This is a genomic window from Croceicoccus ponticola, assembly GCF_004004515.1.
Classification (GTDB): domain Bacteria; phylum Pseudomonadota; class Alphaproteobacteria; order Sphingomonadales; family Sphingomonadaceae; genus Croceicoccus; species Croceicoccus ponticola.
This window is the reverse complement of the sequence record NZ_RXOL01000001.1, coordinates 863,219-884,514: the sequence shown is the minus strand read 5'-3', so window position 1 is coordinate 884,514 and position 21,296 is coordinate 863,219. Positions and strand designations below refer to the sequence as shown.

General features: G+C 61.7%; 20 protein-coding genes. 15 read left to right on the top strand and 5 right to left on the bottom strand.

Going from position 1 to position 21,296, the window contains the following annotated elements; genetic code table 11:
* Positions 1–22 precede the first annotated feature (22 nt).
* From EKN06_RS04215 to EKN06_RS04190, 6 genes are read left to right on the top strand one after another with little or no spacing between them, the layout of a single operon-like run.
* Positions 23–1,162 (top strand): CpaE/TadZ family protein, encoded by a 1,140-nt coding sequence (locus EKN06_RS04215; protein ID WP_164843924.1) that lies wholly within the window; start codon positions 23–25, stop codon positions 1,160–1,162.
* Positions 1,163–1,164: 2 nt separating this feature from the next.
* Complete coding sequence (locus EKN06_RS04210) at positions 1,165–2,538, top strand: TadA family conjugal transfer-associated ATPase (RefSeq protein WP_127611582.1); 1,374 nt, start codon at positions 1,165–1,167, stop codon at positions 2,536–2,538.
* Between the two features lies 1 nt (position 2,539).
* The gene (locus EKN06_RS04205) at positions 2,540–3,541 is read left to right on the top strand and encodes a type II secretion system F family protein (protein WP_127611581.1); all 1,002 of its coding nucleotides are present in this window, start codon (positions 2,540–2,542) and stop codon (positions 3,539–3,541) included.
* 2 nt (positions 3,542–3,543) lie between these two features.
* On the top strand, positions 3,544–4,527 hold the full coding sequence (locus EKN06_RS04200; RefSeq protein WP_127611580.1) for a type II secretion system F family protein: 984 nt from the start codon (positions 3,544–3,546) through the stop codon (positions 4,525–4,527).
* 23 nt (positions 4,528–4,550) lie between these two features.
* Positions 4,551–5,288, top strand: a complete 738-nt coding sequence (locus EKN06_RS04195; protein WP_127611579.1) for a tetratricopeptide repeat protein — start codon at positions 4,551–4,553, stop codon at positions 5,286–5,288.
* Between the two features lie 28 nt (positions 5,289–5,316).
* Positions 5,317–5,793: an A24 family peptidase gene (locus EKN06_RS04190; protein WP_127611578.1), complete on the top strand. Its 477-nt coding sequence runs from the start codon at positions 5,317–5,319 to the stop codon at positions 5,791–5,793.
* 59 nt (positions 5,794–5,852) lie between these two features.
* Here EKN06_RS04190 and EKN06_RS04185 read toward each other — a convergent pair whose 3' ends face one another.
* Positions 5,853–6,263: a response regulator transcription factor gene (locus tag EKN06_RS04185; protein ID WP_127611577.1), complete on the bottom strand. Its 411-nt coding sequence runs from the start codon at positions 6,261–6,263 to the stop codon at positions 5,853–5,855.
* A 151-nt stretch (positions 6,264–6,414) separates the two neighbouring features.
* On the opposite strand from EKN06_RS04185, the gene EKN06_RS04180 reads away from it, so the two are divergent.
* The 6 genes from EKN06_RS04180 (at position 6,415) to EKN06_RS04155 (ending at position 13,314) form a co-directional block, all read left to right on the top strand.
* On the top strand, positions 6,415–7,152 hold the full coding sequence (locus EKN06_RS04180) for a TonB family protein (RefSeq protein WP_205693802.1): 738 nt from the start codon (positions 6,415–6,417) through the stop codon (positions 7,150–7,152).
* 205 nt (positions 7,153–7,357) lie between these two features.
* Positions 7,358–9,700 carry a glycosyltransferase family 4 protein gene (locus EKN06_RS04175; protein WP_127611575.1) on the top strand — a complete coding sequence of 781 codons (2,343 nt, stop codon included), beginning with the start codon at positions 7,358–7,360 and terminating at the stop codon, positions 9,698–9,700.
* Positions 9,654–10,958 carry a glycoside hydrolase family 130 protein gene (locus EKN06_RS04170; protein WP_240654590.1) on the top strand — a complete coding sequence of 435 codons (1,305 nt, stop codon included), beginning with the start codon at positions 9,654–9,656 and terminating at the stop codon, positions 10,956–10,958. Before EKN06_RS04175 ends, EKN06_RS04170 begins: the two co-directional genes overlap by 47 nt.
* Positions 10,959–10,966: 8 nt before the next feature.
* Positions 10,967–12,001, top strand: coding sequence for a mannose-1-phosphate guanylyltransferase (locus EKN06_RS04165; protein WP_127611574.1), 1,035 nt, complete (start codon positions 10,967–10,969; stop codon positions 11,999–12,001).
* Positions 11,998–12,804, top strand: a complete 807-nt coding sequence (locus EKN06_RS04160; RefSeq protein ID WP_127611573.1) for a class I mannose-6-phosphate isomerase — start codon at positions 11,998–12,000, stop codon at positions 12,802–12,804. The genes EKN06_RS04165 and EKN06_RS04160 overlap by 4 nt, the downstream gene beginning before the upstream one ends.
* Positions 12,805–12,873: 69 nt before the next feature.
* Entirely contained in the window at positions 12,874–13,314 is a 441-nt protein-coding gene (locus EKN06_RS04155; RefSeq protein ID WP_127611572.1) for a DUF2721 domain-containing protein, read from the top strand.
* 10 nt (positions 13,315–13,324) lie between these two features.
* On the opposite strand, the gene EKN06_RS04150 is transcribed toward EKN06_RS04155, so the two are convergent.
* From EKN06_RS04150 to EKN06_RS04140, 3 genes are read right to left on the bottom strand one after another with little or no spacing between them, the layout of a single operon-like run.
* Positions 13,325–13,621 carry a polyhydroxyalkanoic acid system family protein gene (locus EKN06_RS04150; RefSeq protein ID WP_127611571.1) on the bottom strand — a complete coding sequence of 99 codons (297 nt, stop codon included), beginning with the start codon at positions 13,619–13,621 and terminating at the stop codon, positions 13,325–13,327.
* A 1-nt stretch (position 13,622) separates the two neighbouring features.
* Positions 13,623–14,471, bottom strand: a complete 849-nt coding sequence (locus EKN06_RS04145) for a hypothetical protein (RefSeq protein ID WP_205693801.1) — start codon at positions 14,469–14,471, stop codon at positions 13,623–13,625.
* 19 nt (positions 14,472–14,490) lie between these two features.
* On the bottom strand, positions 14,491–15,702 hold the full coding sequence (locus tag EKN06_RS04140; RefSeq protein ID WP_240654589.1) for a toxic anion resistance protein: 1,212 nt from the start codon (positions 15,700–15,702) through the stop codon (positions 14,491–14,493).
* A 370-nt stretch (positions 15,703–16,072) separates the two neighbouring features.
* Between EKN06_RS04140 and EKN06_RS04135 the strand changes: the two genes are divergently transcribed.
* Together EKN06_RS04135 and EKN06_RS04130 are read left to right on the top strand one after the other, a co-directional pair.
* On the top strand, positions 16,073–16,204 hold the full coding sequence (locus tag EKN06_RS04135) for an entericidin A/B family lipoprotein (RefSeq protein WP_127611569.1): 132 nt from the start codon (positions 16,073–16,075) through the stop codon (positions 16,202–16,204).
* A gap of 92 nt (positions 16,205–16,296) precedes the next feature.
* Positions 16,297–17,604, top strand: a complete 1,308-nt coding sequence (locus EKN06_RS04130; RefSeq protein WP_127611568.1) for an MFS transporter — start codon at positions 16,297–16,299, stop codon at positions 17,602–17,604.
* 28 nt (positions 17,605–17,632) lie between these two features.
* Here the strand turns inward: EKN06_RS04130 and EKN06_RS04125 are convergent, their stop codons facing one another.
* Positions 17,633–19,495, bottom strand: a complete 1,863-nt coding sequence (locus EKN06_RS04125) for a glycoside hydrolase family 15 protein (protein ID WP_127611567.1) — start codon at positions 19,493–19,495, stop codon at positions 17,633–17,635.
* Positions 19,496–19,632: 137 nt separating this feature from the next.
* On the opposite strand from EKN06_RS04125, the gene EKN06_RS04120 reads away from it, so the two are divergent.
* Entirely contained in the window at positions 19,633–21,228 is a 1,596-nt protein-coding gene (locus tag EKN06_RS04120) for a DUF389 domain-containing protein (RefSeq protein WP_240654588.1), read from the top strand.
* The last annotated feature ends 68 nt before the right edge of the window (positions 21,229–21,296 follow it).

Sequence of the window (21,296 nt, the reverse complement as noted above, 5' to 3'; positions counted from 1 at the left end):
AGATTTGGAAACTGGAAGCCGGATGAACCGAAATCTGCCGTCGGGCATCTACTTCGTCGTCCAACCGCAGCATGCCGCAGCCCTGCGTGCGGCGCTGGGCGATGCCGTGGTGTTGATTGAAGCCGCGCCCGGGGATGAGATACCTTTCGAGGTGATCCGCAAGGCTTCGGTCCTCGTGTTGGAGGTTGATCCCGCGCAGGCGGCATCGCTTGCGCGCGTGTCCCAAATCCGGGCGGCGCGGCCGTCGATGCCGGTGATTGTCGCGCTCGAAGCCGCAAGCCTGAGCATTACGCGCACTCTTATCCGCCAGGGCATCAGCGATGTCGCGACCCTGCCTTTCGACATGACTGAGCTCGTCGGGCAACTGCTTGAAATCTCGGCCAAGCATGCGCCGGCCAACGACCTCGCGCTGGCGCCGATGGTTTCGCTTGTGCGCGCCGCGGGCGGCGTTGGGGCCACGACGATCATCACGCATCTCGCCGAAGCATTAGCCGATTGCCATGGGCGGTCGCAGGACGTGTGCGTCATCGATCTCGATCTTCAGTTCGGACAAGTCGCCAACTACCTGGGTATCCATCCGGCAAGGACCGTGCTCGACCTGCTCGAGGCTTCGGAGCGACTGGACCCCGACATGGTGCGCGATGCCGCGATGGCAACGCCGCAAGGCATATCGGTCATCGCTGCGCCAACGGTCATCGCTCCGTTGGAGGAAGTGGACGTCGACCGTCTGCTCAACCTGTTGAAAATCGCACGCCAATCGTTCGATTTCGTCCTGGTCGACCTGCCATCGAACTGGACCAACTGGACACTTTCGGCGGCGCTTGCCTGCAACGAGATCCTGGTGGTCACCGATCAGTCGATCACCGGCCTGCGCCAGACAAAGCGGGTAATAGAACTGTTCGACATGATGAATGTCTCGCGCGAAAACGTGAGGGTCGTGGTGAACCGGGTCGAGAAAAAGCTTTTCCAGACAATCGGCGTGAACGAGGTCGCAGACACGCTGAGCCGTGAGGTTTCCGCCACTATTGCCCGTGACAAGGGCGACCTGCAGATTGCGCAGGATCGTGGCGTTCTCCTTTCGGATACCAACCGCAAGGCGTCTTTCGTGAAAGACATCGATCGCCTGGCGGACCAGATATGCGACCGGGTCGTGGGGAACTGAGAATGAAGTGGTCGGTCAAGCGGACTGAAGACAAGAAAGAAGCACCGGAGGCGGAAATTCCGACCCCGTTGCAAACGCTTGACGGCGAACAGGACGAGGCGAAGCGCCACGGCCTGGACCTGAAGGTTTCGATCCACCGGGCCCTGCTCGACCGGATCAACCTGTCGGCCCTCGAAAAAATGCCACGCGAGCAGATCCGCGCCGAACTGTCGGAAATTATCTCCGAAATCCTCGTTCAGCGGCACGAAGCGCTCAACCGGACGGAGCGGACCGCGCTCGTCGATGACGTGCTCGATGAATTGCTCGGCCTCGGCCCGCTCGAACCGTTGCTACAGGACGATTCGATCACCGATATTCTCGTCAACGGACCCAAGGTCGTGTTCGTTGAGCGGAACGGTCTGCTCGAACGCGTCCGCACCGAATTTCAGGACGATCGCCACCTGATGCGCATCATCCAGAAGATCGTCAGCGCGGTGGGCCGCCGTATCGACGAATCCTCGCCTTTCGTTGACGCACGACTTGCCGACGGTTCGCGCGTGAACGCCATTGTCCACCCGCTGGCGGTTGACGGTTCGCTGCTCTCCATCCGTAAATTCGCCAAGAAGCGGATCGGTATGGATCGCCTGATCGACCTAGGCTCCGTTCCGGAACCGATGGCCCATGTCATGCGGGCCGTCGTTGCCTCGCGTCGCAATGTGCTGATTTCCGGCGGTACGGGTTCGGGCAAGACGACGCTGCTGAATGCCATGTCGTCGTATATCGACGAGCGTGAACGTATCGTCACGATCGAGGACAGCGCCGAACTACAGCTGCAGCAGGAACACGTCGCGCGGCTCGAAACGCGGCCCCCGAACATCGAAGGCAAGGGCGAAGTTACGCAGCGCGACCTCGTCAAGAACGCGCTGCGCATGCGGCCCGATCGCATCATTGTGGGCGAAGTCCGTTCGGGCGAGGCCTTCGACATGTTGCAGGCGATGAACACCGGCCACGACGGGTCGATGACGACCGTCCACGCCAATACCCCGCGCGACGCGCTGTCGCGTATTGAACAGATGATCGGGATGAGCGGGATCGAGATCGGCGCACGGTCGGCGCGCGCGCAGATCGCGTCAGCAGTCAACGTCGTAATCCAGGTAGGGCGACTTGCCGATGGTCGCCGCCGTGTGCTCAGCCTGTCGGAATTGACCGGGATGGAGGGCGACACGATCACGATGCAGGAAATCTACCGGTTCAGGGTTTCAGGTCGCGATGACCGCAACAACGTCATGGGCCGATTCGAAGCGACCGGCATCAGGCCGAAATTTCACGGTGACGCCGTTTCGGCGGGCATCGAACTTCCGGCGGAACTGTTCCGTCCCGACTTTGACATGAACTGACATGATCGATTTCCTCCTCAAGATCGTCACGCTCGTTGCCGTATTCGGCACCGTGTTCCTGATTTCGCAGGTCGTGCTGGACTATTCGTTCACCAAGACGGCGCACACTCGTGCGATCAACAAGCGGCTGAAAATGATCCGCGAAGGCAGCAGCCGCGAAGAGATCCTTTCGCGCCTGCGCAAATCGGTGCCGAAGCAGATTGCGAACCTGCCGAAGTTCATGGTCGGCCCGATGCTCCGGCTCGAAAAGACGATCATGGGCGCGGCATTGCCGGTCACGGCAAGCCAGATGCTGTTCGTTATGATAGGCGCCTTCGTCATGATCATGGCGCTGCTTCTGCTGGGCATTGGCGGGGCCGGGATTGCCTTTTCGGCAGGCACTTTTGTCCTGTCGGCGGTGATCGCACTTTGCGGCGCAGTCCTGCTGCCGTTGATGGTCATCAGTTCGATTGCGCAACGCCGCCGCAAGCGGGTGGAGGAACAGTTCCCCGTTGCGCTCGACGTATTCGTACGGGCGTTGCGTGCCGGCCATCCGATCGCGTCGGCCATCGAATTGCTGACGACGGAGATGGAAGACCCGATCGGCAGCGAATTCGGCATCGTCGCCGACGAGGTCGCTTATGGCGCGGAACTTACCGATGCGCTTGGTGCGATGGCCGAACGCTGGGATCTTGAAGACATTCGCATGTTCGTCGTTTCGCTGGCCGTGCAGAATGAAACGGGCGGCAACCTGGCCGAAATCCTTCAGAACCTGTCCGAAGTCATCCGTGCTCGCGCAAGCCTGTTCATGAAAGTCCGTGCGCTCAGTTCCGAAGGGCGCATGACGGGCTGGATGCTGACGATCTTGCCGATCGTGGCGTTCCTTGGCCTGTTCACGGTCAATCCCGAATTCTATCTCAGCGTCGCGCAGGAAACGATGTTCATCGTCGGCTTCATCTGTCTGCTGGGTCTTTACGCTATCGGGTTCTTCTGGATCCGGAAGCTGGTCAACCTGAAGGTCTGACGATGCTTGATCTGATCCTCACCAACCAGGCGGCGCGACTTGCGACACTGTTCGGCATTTTCATTGTCGTCGTCGGCATCGCGCTCATTGCCATCAACATCGCCAATCGCCGATCGCAGATCCGTGCGGGGCTGCAGCAGATTGCGACCAGCGGGCGGCAGAACGACGATCAGCAAACCGCGGCCAGCTTGCGTCATCGCGAACTGCAGAATGCCTGGGCAAAGCTTGCCGACATGATCGAGCGGACCGGCCTCGATCTTACCGATACCAAGAACGAGCGGCTACGGGACAAGCTGATTTCCGCCGGTTACACCCATCCGGCCGCGCCGCGCATCTACACGATGGCGCGCATCGCGATCATGGCGATTCTGCCAATCGGGTTCGTGCTGTTTTCCTACGGCTATTCCGAAGAACCGCCGGGCTTTCTGACGCTTTATGCCGGTTGTTCGCTGATGGGCGTGCTGGGGCTCTATCTCCCGAACCTGTTCGTTCAAGCAAAGGCCGACCGCCGCAAGGAAGAGATCGTCAACGGCTTTCCGGACTGCCTCGACCTGCTGCTCGTCTGTGTCGAAGCTGGTCTTGGGATCGAAGCGGCCATGGACCGCGTGGGCCGCGAAATGGTGAAATCGCACCCGTTGGTCGCCCAATTGCTGTCGATCGCAGTGCTTCGCCTGCGCGCGGGGGCAAGCCGCGAGGAAGCGTTTCGCAGACTGGCCGACATGGCGCGCGTCGATGAGATCCGTTCGTTCACGACCCTGCTGATCCAGTCGGACAAGTTGGGGACGAGCATGTCATCGACCTTGCGCGTCTATGCCGACGAAATGCGGGAAAAGCGGCGGATGCGGGCCGAGGAAAAGGCACACCGCTTGCCGGTTCTCATATCCATACCGCTTGTGGTATGCATGTTGCCGACCATGATCGGCGTGCTGATGTTGCCCGCCAGTATCCGTGTCGTCCGGGATATCTTCCCGCTGATGAACAGGTAATCGGGTCAACAGGGGGGAATTCAATGCGCAAGATAGCAACGATCGCCGGGCTCGTTCTCGCTGCCACTTCGCTGGGGGGCTGTCAGTCGCTGTTCGGATCGAACACGGCCAGCGCCGATCTGAACGACGTCGACATGTCCTCCTATTTCGAACAGCGCCTGCTCGAAGGGCGCCTGCACCTCAACGCCAATCGCCCGACCCGGGCGATTACCGCGTTCAGGCAAGGTTCTTACGATCCCAAGTACGCGGCCGAGGCTTTCAACGGCATGGCGATCGCCTACGACCGGATCGGTCGGCCCGATCTTGCCGCGCGCTATTTCGCCAAGGCAGTCGAAGCTGACCCGCGCGACGAACGATTTGCCCGCAACCTCGCGCGGTTCGAGGAGTATGCCGTGATGGCGATGCCGACCTTGCCGGATGCGGCACCGGTCGAATTGGCTGTAGCCGAAATTCAGCTTCCCGACGTACGCGGCGCCGTGACGATACAGCCGCGCCCTCGCGAATTGAGCGGAGCAGTCAAGCTGGACCGTGCAGCCCCGGTGCAAGTCGCCCGCGTGTCGCAAGGACAGGTCGCCGTCGGCGCGGCGCCGACCGGCGCGGTTCATCTGGCAGATCGCGGCAATGCGGCGGCGCATATTACCGTCGCGAGCCGCCAGACGTCGCAGCGCGTGGCAGAGCGCGTCCGGCGCAGTGCACAAGCGCGTAAGGGTTATCCGATCCGGTTCGTCCTGCGCTCCGACAAGGCGTCGGCGCGTCCCTGACTCGTTACAATCCAAGGACTGATATAGCGTGATAACCCCCGCATTCGCGCTTGCCGCGGTTTTCGTTCTGTTTGCGCTCACCGGCGCGATTTATGACATTCGCACCCGTCGCATTCCCAACTGGCTCAATGCCGCGTTCCTCGTCACCGGCCTGGTCATGGTTACGGCGCTGAACGGTTGGGAGGCGGGATTGTCGGGACTTGGTCATTTTGCCGGCGCGCTGGTCGCGGCCATGTTGATCTTTGCGCTGAAGTTATGGGGTGGCGGCGATGCCAAGTTCTATGCCGCCAGCGCGGCGTGGTTCCCCATTGCCGAGGCGCTGGGCCTCTTCGTCAGCATTGCGATGGCGGGTCTGATCGTGGCGCTCGTCTGGCTGCTGATCTACAAGCTGTCGGGCCAAAAGGTGAAGCGCGGCGACAAGGTCATGCCCTATGGCGTCGCCATCGCGGTAGGCGGCATCCTGATGCAGCTTTCGAACCCGGTACTCGGCCTGCTTCCCTATTGAGGTTGTGAATTCGTACCGCCAACCGGCCGGCATGGTTGAAACGTGCCGTACTCCGCACGTCAGTGGAACACCTTGCCCATTCCGCATCCTTCGGCCGCATAATGCCGCCGCGCCAGTAATCCTTCGATCCGGAGGGCGAGATCTTCGGGCGAGAACGGCTTGGTGACATAATCCGAAGCTCCGGCTTTCAAGGCGGCGAGGACGTCGGCCTGATTCCGGCGGGCGGTCATCATGATAATGGGAATTTCGCTGTGCACCGGATCCGACTTCAACGCGATCAGAGTCTCGATGCCAGATCTCACCGGCATCATGGCATCCAGCAGGATCGCGTCGGGCATGCGATAACGCACTTGTTCGAGCAACTGCTCGCCATCTTCTACCGCAGTCACTTCGTGACCGACGGCCGTCAGTCTCTGCCGCACGATTTCGGCAAGAACATCGTCATCGTCAGCGACGAGAATATAGGCCATCAGATCCTCCGCAAGCTTTTCGCCTTATAGGATAGCGAACCCGGAAGCGGCCGATCGGTCGCAATCAGGCCCTTAGGTAACGCGCGGGAAAACAGTTAGGGAACGCGCAAGCGGGGGCAATCATTGTCCGTGAATGGAGCAAGCACCGATCGTGGAACATTCCCGCAGCAAACGGATCGTCACCAAGGCGAGGCAGCGCATGTCCGGTCGCAAGCTGGCGACTATCGTCGTTGTGGCGCTGATCCATATCGGTGCGATCTTCGGCCTGCTGCGCGCGTTCGATATCGACGTGGTGCCCAGTGTCGTGCGTTCGATCACTACATTTTCAGTTCCGCTTGACGTCCAGCCAGAGCCTCCGCCGAAGAAAGTCGAGGAAGTCGAGCCTGAAGGAGCGTCGGGCGAGGAGGCGGCAAAAGCCAAGCCCAAGGAAATCACCGCGCCGCCGGCACGCATTCCGAAAAAAGAATCGCCGCCTGTTCCGCCTGTTTCATCGACGGGCGACGAAACCCGTTCGGGTGCCGCTGAAAACGGCGCAGGCACCGGGGGTGGCGGACCGGGGATCGGCACCGGCAGCGGCGGATCGGGGACCGGTAGCGGCGGTGTCCCCTTTGCTCGCCATGCGGAAAAGGTTTCCGGCGAAATCCGGGCGAAAGATTATCCGCGCACCAGTGCGCAGGATCGCAACGGCGCTTACGTGATCGTGCATTTCACGGTCACGCCCGAGGGGCGCGCCACGGACTGCCGGGTCGCGCGGTCGAGCGGTAACCCCGAGGTCGACAGGATCACTTGCAAGCTGGCGGTCGAACGCTTTCGCTATCGCCCGGCCATCGATGGCGACGGCAATCCGACTTCGGAAAAAGTCGGTTGGAAGCAGTGGTGGTGGCAGTAACCTGATTCCCATCGACGCCGAACATTGCGGCTTTTGCGAGCCCATCTCGCAATTGCGATAAACATTTATGTTATAAAGCCGTACCGTGTTAGTTTCGCGACAGGCAGCCCGTTGCGACTCGGATTTCTTGCACTTGCGAAGGAACCGACGACGCCTTTGGGGATTTGAAAATGGTCAGTTTCCCAATTCGTAAAAGGTGATCCTCATGGCGGAAGTCAGCAGCGACGCGAATACCATCGGCCATGCCGGCGTCGTCACGCTCTTTCCCGCTGAAAGGTTAGCCCAAGCCCGCCACAAGCTTGCGGTTGTCGGCACTTACATCCCCCGCAAATGCGGCATCGCGACCTTCACCGGCGATCTGGTCGAACAGCTTCGCAAGTATCATCCCGAAATCGCGATCGATGTTCACGCGCTCGTCGATCCAACATCCGACGTCTCGTACGAAGGTATCGCGGGCCGGATCGAGCAGCAGGATGTCGACGCTTATCGCCGGGCCGCGCGCACGATCAACGAGAGCGGGGCGGATGCCGTCTGGCTTCAACACGAATACGGCATTTTCGGCGGCGAATGTGGAGAATTGGTGTGCGAATTCGTCGATCGTCTTGCCGCGCCGTTGGTGGTGACGCTCCACACGGTGCTTGCCGATCCTAGCGCGAAGCAGCGCGAAATCCTGAACCGCCTGCTTGGCCGCGCTTCGCAAGTTATGGTGATGTCCCAGCATGCCGCCGATCTGCTGGCCGCCATGTACGGCGTGGGTCGTGAAAGGTTGACCGTCATCGCCCATGGCGCTCCCGACCGGCCTTTTGGTCGTCAGCACCAGTTCAAGCAGGCGCTCGGCATGGGCGAACGCCCGGTCATGATGACCTTCGGTCTGCTTGGCCCCGGCAAGGGGATCGAAACTGTGATCAAGGCTTTGCCGGCGATCGCAGCGCGGCATCCGGATGTCATCTATCGCATCGTCGGCGCCACGCATCCAGATCTCGTGGCCCGCGACGGCGAGGCTTATCGCGAAAGCCTTCAGACGCTCGCCGAAAAGCTTGGTGTTGCGGCGCAGATCGATTGGGTGAACCGCTTTGTCGACACGCCCGACTTGCTTGACCAGCTTGAAGCCTGCGACATTTACCTGACACCCTATCCGGGTTTGCAACAGTCGACCTCCGGCACGCTCAGCTATGCGGTCGCGCTTGGCAAGGCGGTCGTTTCGACCCCCTACCTCCACGCCAGCGAATTGCTTTCGGACGGCGTCGGCGCGCTCATCGAACCTGGTTCCGAAGACGCCATCGCCGCGGCGGTCATCGACCTGCTTGACCATCCGGCCAAGCTCGACGCGATGCAGCGCAAGGCATATGCCAAGGGTCGCGAAACGATCTGGCCCCGCTTTGCCGATGCCGCCGCCGGGTTGGTGGAGAAGGCAGTTGCCCACCCCGTCATCAACGCGGCCCGATTGTTTGCGACGCCCGGGCTGACCGGCTTTACGGCGATGTGCGATGCGGTCGGCATGATGCAGCATGCCATCGGCACCATTCCCGATCGTAGCCACGGCTACTGTGTGGATGACAATGCCCGCGCGCTCATGCTGATCAATCGCACCGAGAGCCAGGATCGTAGTGAGGTGGAGCGGCTGTCGGACACTTTCGCGGCATTCATTCAGTACGCATGGAACCCGGACCGCAAATGCTTCCGTAATTTCATGGGATATGATCGCGTCTGGTGCGAAGATGCGGGATCGGAAGATTCCAACGGCCGGGCGATCTGGGCATTGGGCGATACGGCGATCAACGGGCGGACCGAAGATTTGCGCTGGTGGGCGCGCGGGTTGTTCGATGCCGCCCTTGCGGGTTTCGGAACGGTCGATTCGCCGCGCGCAGTGGCATTTGCCATGCTTGGCGCGGCGGGGCGACTGCAGGGCGAACCCGACCATGGTTCCGCCATAGCCTTGCTGCGACGGGGCGGAGAGTTGCTGCATAACCTGCTGGACGACGTGCGACGGCCCGACTGGGCATGGTTCGAATGCGTGCTTGGTTATGACAATCCGCGCCTGTCACAAGCATTGATCGAGGCTGGGCGCATTCTGGGCCGTCAAGATTGGCTTGAGGCCGGTTTGTCGAGCCTGCGCTGGATTAACCAGCAGCAGACTTCGGCGGCAGGCCACTTCCGGCCGGTCGGTTCGGACAGCTTCGGCCAACCCAACGAGGTCATGCCGTTCGATCAACAACCGTTGGAGGCTCAGGCCGCTATCGAAGCGGCGGCAAGCGCGCATGCGGCGCAGCCCGACGATGAATGGTATCGCCACGCTCATGCCGCCTATCGCTGGTTTCTTGGCGACAACGATCGCGGTGCGGCGCTGGCCGATATCGCGACCGGGCGTTGCCGCGATGGCATCACCGCACGCGGTGCTAACCGCAATTGCGGGGCAGAATCGATTTTGGCGTTTCAATTGGCCCATCATGGCATGATAGCGCTGGCCAATCCCAAACGTGCCGATTCGGGCGGAGATTTCTTTGAGAACGAGCGAATATCCCGAGAGCCCGCTGCATATATCCGATGAGCGGTTAAAGGCAGATCCCTCCCGCGTAGTGCTCAGGCCGTTCCACCTGGGATGGCAGGCCCGGACAGCGGACGGCAATCGCGCCTTCAAGCTGGTGCAGGATATCAATTCGCTGTCCGAAGATCAGGCGGCGGTGGAATATCGGCGCGTGCAGTCCGATTTTGCTGAACGGCACTGGCAGACCGAACGCATGTTCCTTGAACGCTATGCGGAGGTGGAGGAAGTCCTCGGCCTCGACGGTGCGCAGTATTCGGAAACGCGGCGCAAGCTGATCGGCAGCTATTTCTGCCACGAATACACTTATGCGGCAGCGGCGCTGATGAACCCGTCTGTCGTCCCGCATCCCGACCAGTCCGGCATGGCAGGCGGCGCGTGTCGGTTTGTCATGTCGCTGCGCGCGGTCGGGGAAGGGCACATCAGCTCGATCGCCTTTCGCGAAGGCATTTTTGAACGTGGCGGCGATTTCAGCCTGTGGCCGCAGTCCAGTTTTGCGACCGCGGCCGACAGCGCGATTGCCGAAGTTGCGGGCGACGAGGCGGTCACCGTCTACCGCCATTCCGATTCCAGCCTGTCGAACACGGTGATCTTTCCGGTCACCGAACAACAGGCCGGCGGATTGGAAGACCTGCGCCTCGTACGCTTCGAACACGGCGATGGCGATTACGAATGGATCGGCACCTACACCGCCTACAGCGGTCGTTCGATCCGGTCCGAACTGATGCGCACGCGGGATTTCAAAAGCTTCGTGATGCAGCCGATCCGCGGGGAGGCAGGGCGGAACAAGGGCATGGCGCTGTTTCCGCAAAAGATCGACGGGCGATATGCCATGGTCGGGCGGCAGGACGGCAAGAACCTGTTCCTGCTGAAATCGGACGATCTCGAATGTTGGGACGACGAAGGCGCATTACTGATGACGCCCAAGTACCCTTGGGAATTCATCCAGATCGGAAATTGCGGAAGCCCGTTGCTGACAGAACATGGATGGCTGCTGTTTACCCATGGCGTCGGCGCGATGCGCAAGTATTCGCTGGGCTGCGCGCTGCTGGACAAGGACGATCCGTCCAAGGTTCTTGCCCGAGCGAAAACGCCTGTTCTGACCGCCGTGGACAACGACCGATCGGGTTATGTGCCCAATGTGGTCTATACTTGCGGTGCAATGATCGTGGGTGAGGAACTTCTCATCCCTTACGGCATATCAGATAGTGCAGTCGGCTTTGCCACGACCACCGTCGACGAACTGCTTCGGATCATGGAATAGGAATTATAATGGCGCAAATCGTTCCGGTCGTGTTGTGTGGCGGCAACGGGACGCGCCTTTGGCCCAAATCGCGCGCGACGCGACCCAAACCGTTCATCCCTCTTGTCGGCGAAGAACCGCTGTTCATCGCGACCCTCAATCGCTGCGGTGATCGCGATCTGTTCGGCAGTCCCATCGTCGTTACCGGCGCAGCGCACTTGGGTCATGTCGAAGAACAGATGGATGATGCGAACGGTGAGGTCATCGTCGAGCCGATGGCCCGCAACACCGCCGCCGCCATTGCGCTCGCCGCTTGCCGATTGTCTGCCGACGACGTCATGCTGGTGTGCCCGAGCGACCATCACATCGCCGATTGCGAAGCCTTCAACGTCGCGGCCGCCCGTGCAGGGGAACTTGCGCGCGAAGGTTGGTTAGTCGCATTCGGCATCACGCCCGACGCGCCCGAAACCGGGTTCGGTTACCTGAAACAGGGTGACGAGATCGGGGAAGGCGCTTGGCGCATCGAACGCTTCGTGGAAAAGCCCGACCGCGCCCTTGCCGAACAGTTCCTGTCCGAGGGCGGCTATAGCTGGAACGGCGGGCTTTTTGCGTTCCGCGCCGGGACCTTCATGGACGAATTGGAGGCCCACCGGCCCGCCATTGCGAAATCCGCGCGCGAAGCCGTGGCTGCAGGGCATGAGGAAGGCCGCAGGTTCTTTCCCGACGCAGCCGCCTTTGCGGCGATCGAAAGCGAGAGCGTCGATTATGCGGTGATGGAAAACACGCGACGGGCGGCGATGGTGCCAGTGGCCATGGGCTGGTCCGACATCGGCAATTGGCACGCTCTCCATGCGACAGTGCCGTCCGATGACGATGGCAACACCGTTCGCGGGCGAGCCGAACTTGTCGATTGCCGCGATGTGATGGTCGATACCGACGGGCCGCGCGTATCGGTCATCGGGCTGGAGGGTGTTGTCGTCATCGTCGACGGCGACGAAGTGCTCGTCACGACGAGAGAGGGTGCGCAGAAAGTCGGCAAGCTTTTCGGCGCGTCGAACCAATGAGCGCGATCCTGCCCACGATCAGCGTGGAAAAACCGTGGGGCAAGGACAGGCTTCCGGCGCCGTTCGTGGTCGCCGACGGCCAGCGGATCGGCGAAATCTGGTTCGAGCCTCCGGCGCAGCTGGATCAGTTGCTCGTCAAATATATCTTTACCAGCGAAAAGCTGTCGATTCAGGTCCATCCCGACGATGACCAATCGGAAGCGGCGGGTTTGGGCCGTCAGGGCAAGTCCGAATGCTGGTACGTGATCGACGCCGATCCTGGCGCTACACTAGGCGTGGGGTTCGCCGAAGCAACCGACGTGCAAACCCTGCGCGCCGCCGCGCTCGATGGGTCGATCGAAGACATGCTGGTCTGGCATGAAGTGAGGGCGGGCGATTTCTTCTATATTCCGGCCAACACGGTGCACGCCATCGGCGCGGGCGTCAGCCTGATCGAGGTACAACAGAACAGCGACATCACCTATCGCCTCTATGACTATGGCAGACCGCGTGAACTTCACCTCGACGCCGGGCTCGCGGTGGCACGGGGCGAACCATATGACATGGCGCAGACCAGCCACGTTCCGGCCGACGGTACCATGCGGCTCGTTTCCGGCCCGTTCTTCGTGCTCGACCGCGTGCAGGGGCCGGTGTCGCTGGATATGGCCAGACAATATGACGCAAACTTACTGGCGATCCCGCGCTCCGACGGCGTTTTCATTGACGGCAGCCCCGTTGCGGTGGGGGAATGCGCGCTGGTCGAAGCGATCGGGCGACTTGCCATCGCGGATGGCGCGACGTGCCTGCTGACCCGGCCTTGTTGAGCGATCTTTCCTGACGCATTTGCGCCAATGCCGCTTTGCGCAAGGACTTTCGCGGATTAAACAGATCACATGATCGTTCAATCCATTCAGCTCGCGCTTGCTCCGGTCTTCGTGCTCGTGGCCATCGGCAACATCCTCAATATGATGGCGTCGCGGCTGTCACGTGTCGTCGATCGCACGCGCGAAATGCAGGTCGCGTTTCAGCGTACCCAAGGCGAGGAACACGACGCCAGCGTCCGGGAACTGCGGATGCTGGCGCGTCGCACCACGCTGATCGGGCGGGCGCAACTGATGATGGTGTTAAGCGCGATTACCATCGGCTTCACTGTCGTGCTGATTTTCTCCAGCCAGTTCATCCACGCGTCGACCGAACCGTTCGTCGCGCTGACCTTTGCCATGGCCATCGTGCTGTTGCTGGCGGGGCTCGTGCTGTTTCTCATGGAAACGCGGGTGGCGTCGGCGCAATTGCGAGTGCCGCTCAGCTATCTGGAGCTTGACCGCGATCTTTGAAGTGGGGCCGCTAAGTCAGCAGCTTGCGCCCCTTTTCCTCGATTGCGCCCGAAATCATCGGTTCGACGAACGATAGCGCAAGCGGCAGCGCGATGTTGAAGACGACCGCATCGTCCTCGATGTCGACGTTGCCGGTCAGTTCCTGACCCATTGCGCGAATGGTCATGGTCATCCGGTCTTCGCTGGCCCAGCTGGTTTCGACATCGGCCATCCCGCCGGGAACGAACCCTGCGATATCGCCCTGTTTTTCGTCGAGGCGACGGCGCACCTCCGCCTTGGGGAGAGTGTGCGGCACGGCTACGCGCATGTCAGAGTTCCTTGGTCGGTGTTTCAATCGCACCCAGCGGCCCGCTCGGTTCGGCGGGCGGAGGGGCGAGTGGCGTGGGGCTAACGGGTGGAAGCGCCGGATCGGGCGCGCTGGGCGGAGGCAGTGCGGCGGTTTCATCCATCGCGCCGCCGTATTTGTAATCGAGATATCGCGTCCGCACGGCCAGTTCGTCAAGCGCCCCTTCGGCCAGTTGCCGGGTTACGGTGTCGATTTCGCGGCTGATGCTCTTCAGGCTTTCGGCCAATTGCCCGTCGGGCGTCGAGCCAGCGCTGTCCTGCGCGCGGAGGTGCTTCGGGATCTGGGTATAGCTGGATACGATTTCGGGCAGGTCGCGTGTCACGAGGTTACGCACGCTGACGGCGGCGGGCGTATTTTCGTCCAACCCGCGCAATTGCACGCCCAGCCCGTCGAGCTGGACGCCGATCTGATCGACCAGCGTCACGGCGGGCGCTGGCAGGGCGGGACGCTGGCTTTCCAGCCATAGTTCTGTCCGGGCGACGTTCTGCTGTAGCGATCCGGTGGCAAGATTGGCGCGGGTCGGCACCTTGATGCGCGGAAACTTGGCGAGCACGCCGATGGTGATGGCCATCAGGAGCACGGTCACGAACAACCCTTCGAACCCCAGCGCGCCTACGAACAGGCCAAAGCCCATCGCCGCGACCACGATCGCGGCGACCGCGACCATGATGCGTTTCAGTTTCGACACCGAATGCTCGCGCTTCAGCCGCGCCGATCCCGCGCCGATCGAGCCGCGGTGATAGCCACCGGCGCGATTGACCGCGAGGCTGTCGCGCGCCGCCGCCATGATGCGATCCGCTTCGTGGGTCATGTCGGCCATCCCGCCCGGTTCAGCCCTCGATGCTCAGCAGCGGATTGTTCGTCGTTTCGATCTGCGCCTTGTTCGCGCCTTCGGCCCGCGCGATGTACCCGCGCGACCGTTCGACTTCGTTCGACAGGGTGTCGACCGTCTGTTTCATGGAATCGAGCGCCTTCAGCTTGAACGTGTCGATCGTATCCATCGTGTCATAGATATTCTGGAACGCGCGTTGCAGGGTTTCGAGCGGGATCGTGCTCGATGCCGCCTGTTCGTGGATTTTGCCCGTCTGGTCGCGCAGCAGCGTGCTCGTGCTGTCGATAATCCCGGCAGTTGTGGTGTTGAGAGCGGTGATCTGCCCCAGCACCAGCCGCTGATTGGTCATTGCCTGCGCCACGGTGACGGCGGTGCGAAGCGCCGACACGGTTGTCGTACTGGCGCGGTCGACGCCTTTGACCAGTTCGACATTGTTCTTCTTCACCAGATCGAGCGCGAGATAGCCCTGAACGCTGACCGCCATTTGCGTGAGCAGGTCCTGCGTCCGCTGGCGGGTATAGAACAGCGCGGTTTCGCGCAGCGCCTTGGCCTTGGCCGGTTCGGTCGCGTCCAGATCGTTGGCCGCATCCTCCAGCTTTTCGTCCAGCGTGCGGGAAATGTGGATCATCTGTTCCAGCTTGCCCATCGCGTCCCACAGCTTCTGCCGCTCAACGTCGATCGCCGCATTGTCCATCAGCAATTCGTCCTTGCCGCTGGCAAGCCGGGCGAGGATCGACTGGATGTGCCCTTGCGCGCTGGTGTAGCTGTCGAAGTAATTCTTCAGTTTGTTGCCGAACGGGATGATGCCGAACAGCTTGCGCCCGGTCATCTTGCCCTTGCGGCCGGGATCCAGTTCTTCGACCGTGCGGCGAAGATCGGTCAGGTCCGCGCCGATGCCGGTGTCGACATCCATCGCGCGCACGGGCCGGTCGAGAAAGCGGTTCGACATTCCCGACGCAGCGGCGATTTCCTTGCGGCCCATGTTGGTCAGCTGGTCGACCTTTTTGCCGAATTCCGGCGAATTGGTGTCTTGCGCGATCAGGTCGGACACGAACAGGTCGACCTTGGCGGCCAGCTTCGACTTCGTGTCATCGTCTACCGGCACCAGTCCGGACGCTTTTTCCGGCTTTACCTCGGGCACGGGGCTCGGCGCTTCGAGTGTAAGTTCCTGGGCGGTTGCGGTCGCAGTCGGCTGTTCGGCCATGGTCATCCCGTTCGAAATAAGGACTATTTGCCCTCACGTTTCCAAATATCGTCTTTCGACTGTATTAGCGATGTAAGACACGTCTTTCAAGACGCTCTGCGTGCTTGCCTCATCCTGTTGATGCGATTGCCAGGCTCGTGCGATTGGGGCTTGTGCGCTGCAGGGCATCCTTGCGGTTCATCGCGCAATCATGCAGCAAAGGGTACGCCATGCAAACTGTGTCCGAACATCCAGCGTTGATGCAAAGTGCGTGCCGCGAGCGGCAAGGGTCAGCAACGGCAGGGCCGCTTAAGTGCAAATCGACGCTTTTGCGCGGGCTGTTGCGGCGCTATCGAAACAACCGAACGATCCCGTTCCAAGGAATAAGAGAACGAATATGCTGCGTAAAACGATTGTCACCCTGTCGCTTGCCGCGATGGTCGCCGGGCTTGCCGCCTGCAACACGGTCAAAGGTCTTGGCGAAGACATCGGCTCGGTCGGCCGTGCCGGCGAAGAAGCTATCGACTGATCGTTGACGGCCGCCTGTTGCTGCGGCGCTGACTGTCTGCAATACCTTCCCCAAGCCCTAGGCCCAGATCTCAGGGCAACAGGGAGTGGCAGATGGCAGGTTCGCTCTGGGTTCTGGCTGAAAGCCGCAAGCTGCGGCTCGTGGCGTTCTTCCTGTTCTATTTCGGACAGGGCATCCCGGTCGGCGTAACTGACGTTGCCATACCAATCTGGGTCGCCGCAAACGGCGGCAGCGACACCGATGTCGCCTTGCTGGTCGGCGCGGCGTTCCTGCCGTGGAGCTTCAAGTTCATTCCAGCCGCGCTGATGGATCGCTACTCGTTCCTTGCCATGGGGCGACGGCGGGCGTGGTTGATCGGTGCGCAATTCCTGATGATGGGCGGCTTTCTGATCGCCGCGTTCGCAGCGCCCGAGCCCACCGACATCGGCCTGTTGTACTGGGTCGTGCTGGCCGTCATGGGCGGCGCGGCGATTCAGGATGTGGCGGTCGACGGACTGGCCGTCGACATCTTGCCCGACGACGAACAGGGCACGGCGAGTTCCTTCATGTTCGGCGGACAGGCTGTGGGTGCCGCGGTGTCCGGCGCCATCGGGGGCTATGCGCTGCAATATTGGGGCGTCTCGATCGCGTTTCTGCTTTTCATCCCTGTTGTTGCCGGCATCCTGCTCTGGTCGATGCTGTTGCTGGAACGCCGCGGCGAACGGCATTTGCCATGGACCAAAGGCGAGGCTTCGCCCGAATTGCTGGCACTGGCCCCCCGCAGGTGGTGGACGATCATCAAGACTACGGCGGTGGCGATGATGACACGGGACAGCATCGTGCTAGTCCTCGCGTCGGGTTGCATCCGCGCGGTGCAAGGTATGTTGAGTTCGATCTGGCCGCTGTTTGCGGTGGCCTATCTCGCCTTCGAAACGTCCGAATATTCGAGCATGGTTTCCACCACCGGCCTCATCTCTTCGGTCGTCGCGATCGGCATCGGGGCGGTGCTGTCGTCGAAGATGGGCGCTCGGCGCTCATCCGTCCTCGTCGCCTCGCTTCATGCCGTGCTGTGCTTTTTCCTTCTAGGCGCGCAATCGCTGTGGTCGAGCGTGTTCGTCTTCGTCGCGCTTACGCTGCTCAAGGCGCAGCTTAGCACCCTGCAGTCCATCTGCACCAACCCTCTGCGCATGCAGCTTTCCGACAAGCGCGTCGCCGCTACGCAGTTCACAATCTATAATTCGTTGAGCAACCTGCCTGTGACGCTGGGCACTTACATCTTCGTCTGGTTGGGAGGCATGGCGGCGATCGTTACGCAGCTCTGGGTGGCGGCTGGGCTTGCCATGCTTGCGGCGATCGGCATGTTCGTCCTGCGCGTCGGCGACCGGCGGATGGCGGCTGAACCGGTTCCGAAAATGGACTGAACCGGCTCCGCCGTTTCACTGTCTTTCGTTAGCGGTATTCGTTCCAGCTTTTGCTCAGCATCACCGCACAATTGATGATGCCGACCAGCGAATAGGTCTGCGGATAATTCCCCCAAAGTTCCAGCGATTTGGGGTCGATATCCTCGCTCATCATGCCCGCTCCCGTTCGGCGGTCGAGCATGACTTCGAACAGGCGGCGGGCCTCTTCGTTCTGACCGGTCAGCGACAGCGCCTCGATCAGCCAGAACGTGGCGACATTGAACGCGGTGTGCGGCATGCCGAAATCGTCCGCCGTGTCGTAACGCAGCATGTGATCGCCGCGCCGCAAGGAATGTTCGACCGCTTTCAGCGTGGAATGGATCTTCGGATCGTCCTTGGAAATGAAGCGCAGGTCGAGCAGCTGGATGATGCTGGCATCGCGCATGTTGCCGCCAAAGGTAGAGGAGATCAGGCCCTCTTCCTCGTTCCAGCTCCGCTCCATGATTTCGGCCTGCAATCGCGCTGCGTTCTCGCGCCAGTACTTCTCACGCTCGTCCAGCGCCAGAACTTGCGCCGCGTGGGCGAGCCGGTCGCATGCGGCCCAGCACATGGCGGCGGAATAAGTATGGACGTGGGTCGAATTGCGCAGTTCCCACAATCCGGCATCGGGCTTGTCCCAGACTGACAGCGCGCGTTCGCCGACTTTTTCAAGCCGCTGGAAATCCTCCACCCCCGATATGCGCAATAGCCGCCGGTCGGCAAAGGCCTGCGCGTTCGACAGCACGATCTGGCCATAGGCGTCATGCTGGATTTGATACCACGCGGCGTTGCCGATGCGGACCGGGCCCATGCCGCGATAGCCGGCCAGATGCTCGGCCTCCCCTTCGGGCAGTTCGGGATTGCCGCGCACGTCGAACATCGGGTGGATGTGGCCGCCCTTGGCCTGATCGACGATATTGCGCAAAAATCCGAGATAGCTTTCCAGCACGTCGAGCGCGCCGATGCGGTTCAGCGCCTGAACCGTGTAATAGGCGTCGCGGACCCAGCAGTAACGATAGTCCCAGTTCCGCCCGGAATCCGCGTGTTCGGGGATAGAGGTGGTGAGCGCGGCGACGATCGCGCCGGTATCTTCGTGCTGACACAGTTTCAGTCCGATAGCGGCGCGGATCACCGCGTCCTGCCATTCGAACGGGATGGCCAGACCGCGGACCCAGTGGCGCCATTCGTTCGCCGTGCGCGACAGCATGTCGCCGACCCCGCTTTCAAGGCTGGTCGAAAAGCTTTCGTCAGGCCCGAAAAAGAAATGCAGCTGGCGTTCGACGCGAAAGGCGCTTTCCTGCTGGATCAACCCGATCGGCGCATCGGTGGTCAACCGCATGGTCATTGCCGGAATGCGATAGGTGATGTGGCTCGACCCGAAACTGCGTTCAGGATCGCTCGCGCCATAATCCGCCGCCGGGCGCAGCGCCACGCGAATACGCGGCGAACCGCTGATCGGGCGCACCACGCGGGCGAAGGCGACTGGGCGATAGATCCGGCCCTTGTCGCGATAGCGCGGGCTGAAATCGAGCACTTCCAGCGCGTTGCCTTCATCGTCGGCATAGCGTGTCTTCAGAATCGGGGTATTGCGGATATAGGACTGTTCGACGACCCGTCCGCCCTCCATCGCAATGGACCAGAAGCCGCGGGCGTCGTCGCCCTTGCCATGATCGAGCAGCGAACAGAAGACTGGATCGCCATCCACCCGCGGAATGCATGCCCACGAAAATGTGCCGTGCCGGTCCACCAATGCCGAAGCCTGGCAGTTGCCGATCGGCCAAAGCTCGAGGTTGGCCAAATCCTCCGGAGCAGCAGGGCCGGGGGCTTCGGCTGGCTCGGGGGCGGGGGCGTTGCGATGATTCGGATCGTTCATGTGCCGGTGAACTTAGGAGGTGGGCAGGTGCTGTGAAGCCCTGCGGCGGCATTTCTTTTGCACTGCACTATGACCCGTTGCGCTCGACAGCCGTGGCTTGCGCGCTACAACCGCGGGCGGGATTGCGCCCTTGTGGCGTGCAGGGACACGAAATGGTCGATCAGAACGATACCGTACTCCGCGCGCGGACCAGCTTTACCGCCGTCCTCCTGTCGTTCCGGCTGTGGTGGCGGCATTCCGTCATCAAGACGGTCGATCAGGCGGCGGTGATCGAAAACCGGCGTGAAGAGGCGGTGATTTCAGCCCGCTACATGTTCATGCTGGCCATGTCGGCGGGCATCGCGGTGCTGGGACTGTTGCTGTCGTCCCCCGCCGTCGTGATTGGCGCAATGCTCTTGTCGCCATTGATGGGCCCCATCATCGGACTGGGTTTCGCGCTGGCGACGGGCGACTTTGCATGGCTGCGCAAATCGCTGCGTGCACTTGCGGTCGGAACTTTGCTCGCGGTGTTCTTTACCGCGCTGATCGTCGCGATTTCGCCGCTGCAGACGGTGACGTCGGAAATCGCTGCGCGCACCCGGCCCAACCTGTTCGACCTGTTCATCGCACTGTTTTCCGCGATGGCGGGCGCCTATGCGATGATCAGGGGGCGTGAGGGCACGGTCGTTGGCGTCGCCATCGCCACGGCGTTGATGCCGCCGCTGGCCGTTGTCGGTTTCGGGCTTGCGACGCTGAACTGGCCGGTCTTTTCCGGTGCTTTGCTGCTGTATGTCACCAACCTCATCACCATTGCCATCACCGCCATGGTCATGGCGCGGCTCTACGGTTTCCGGAATAACCTGAGTGAGAACCAGACCCGCCTGCAGGACACCGTCGTCGGTCTCGCATTTGCCGCGCTCGTCGTGCCGCTGGGGCTGTCGCTCGTCAATATTGCTCGCGAATCCAATGCGCAGCGGCTGGCCAACAGCGCGATCCTCGACAGTTTTCCGAACAAGGCGCGCATTTCGCAGATCGATATCGATTTCGACGCCGAACCCATCGCGGTGGCCGCGACCGTGCTGACCCCCGAAATCACGGCCGGTGCGGAGGATGTGGCGCGGCGCAGCCTGGCGCGGATCATGCAGGCCCCGGTTGCCCTGACGCTGGATCAGTTCGAAGTGGGGACCAGCGATTCCGCCGCCGAACAGGCCCAGCTTTCCGCAGCAAGGGCGCGCGAACAGGAAGCGAGCGACCGCGAAGTGCGCGATCTTGTCGGTCGACTGTCTGTCATTGCCGGGGTCTTGGAAAGCGAAGTGCTGATCGACCGGGAATCACGCCGGGCGCAGGTATCGGCCAAGCCGCTGCCCGGTGCCGATCTTGCGACATATGCCGCGCTTGAAAAGCGCATCGCCATCAGCGTTCCGCGTTGGCAGATCACGCTGCTACCGCCCGGCGGGCCGCTGCCCGATGTCACGGTCGCCGACGCCAATCTGCCTGAAGGCAAAGAGGGCCCGCCCGGGCGCGCCATAACCACTGTGGGCCAGCGGTCGGTCGACCTGATCGCCTGGTCGGCCATAAGGATAAAGGCGCCGGTCCGAATTTCGGGCGGCCCGGCGGACGTGGCCGTCGTTCGTCAGGCACTTGCGGCGAAGCAGGTTCCGCTGATCGTCGAAGAAAAACGCCGCGACACCGGCACCGTTGCCGCAAGCTGGGCGACACCGGACACGATCGCGGCGGAAAGCGGGACGCCATAGGTCCAGCAAGGTCCAGCGACAGAGCCGAAACCGCCAGCCGAGACAGTAAGCCGAAACGAAGGGGAGAA

What these genes read in the sequence shown, in the direction of transcription:
- EKN06_RS04215 (WP_164843924.1), top strand. Translation starts at nt 23, where the DNA reads ATGAACCGAAATCTGCCGTCGGGCATCTACTTCGTCGTCCAACCGCAG.
- EKN06_RS04210 (WP_127611582.1), top strand. Translation starts at nt 1,165, where the DNA reads ATGAAGTGGTCGGTCAAGCGGACTGAAGACAAGAAAGAAGCACCGGAG.
- EKN06_RS04205 (WP_127611581.1), top strand. Translation starts at nt 2,540, where the DNA reads ATGATCGATTTCCTCCTCAAGATCGTCACGCTCGTTGCCGTATTCGGC.
- EKN06_RS04200 (WP_127611580.1), top strand. Translation starts at nt 3,544, where the DNA reads ATGCTTGATCTGATCCTCACCAACCAGGCGGCGCGACTTGCGACACTG.
- EKN06_RS04195 (WP_127611579.1), top strand. Translation starts at nt 4,551, where the DNA reads ATGCGCAAGATAGCAACGATCGCCGGGCTCGTTCTCGCTGCCACTTCG.
- EKN06_RS04185 (WP_127611577.1), bottom strand. Translation starts at nt 6,263, where the DNA reads ATGGCCTATATTCTCGTCGCTGACGATGACGATGTTCTTGCCGAAATC.
- EKN06_RS04175 (WP_127611575.1), top strand. Translation starts at nt 7,358, where the DNA reads ATGGCGGAAGTCAGCAGCGACGCGAATACCATCGGCCATGCCGGCGTC.
- EKN06_RS04165 (WP_127611574.1), top strand. Translation starts at nt 10,967, where the DNA reads ATGGCGCAAATCGTTCCGGTCGTGTTGTGTGGCGGCAACGGGACGCGC.
- EKN06_RS04160 (WP_127611573.1), top strand. Translation starts at nt 11,998, where the DNA reads ATGAGCGCGATCCTGCCCACGATCAGCGTGGAAAAACCGTGGGGCAAG.
- EKN06_RS04155 (WP_127611572.1), top strand. Translation starts at nt 12,874, where the DNA reads ATGATCGTTCAATCCATTCAGCTCGCGCTTGCTCCGGTCTTCGTGCTC.
- EKN06_RS04150 (WP_127611571.1), bottom strand. Translation starts at nt 13,621, where the DNA reads ATGCGCGTAGCCGTGCCGCACACTCTCCCCAAGGCGGAGGTGCGCCGT.
- EKN06_RS04145 (WP_205693801.1), bottom strand. Translation starts at nt 14,471, where the DNA reads ATGACCCACGAAGCGGATCGCATCATGGCGGCGGCGCGCGACAGCCTC.
- EKN06_RS04140 (WP_240654589.1), bottom strand. Translation starts at nt 15,702, where the DNA reads ATGACCATGGCCGAACAGCCGACTGCGACCGCAACCGCCCAGGAACTT.
- EKN06_RS04135 (WP_127611569.1), top strand. Translation starts at nt 16,073, where the DNA reads ATGCTGCGTAAAACGATTGTCACCCTGTCGCTTGCCGCGATGGTCGCC.
- EKN06_RS04130 (WP_127611568.1), top strand. Translation starts at nt 16,297, where the DNA reads ATGGCAGGTTCGCTCTGGGTTCTGGCTGAAAGCCGCAAGCTGCGGCTC.
- EKN06_RS04125 (WP_127611567.1), bottom strand. Translation starts at nt 19,495, where the DNA reads ATGAACGATCCGAATCATCGCAACGCCCCCGCCCCCGAGCCAGCCGAA.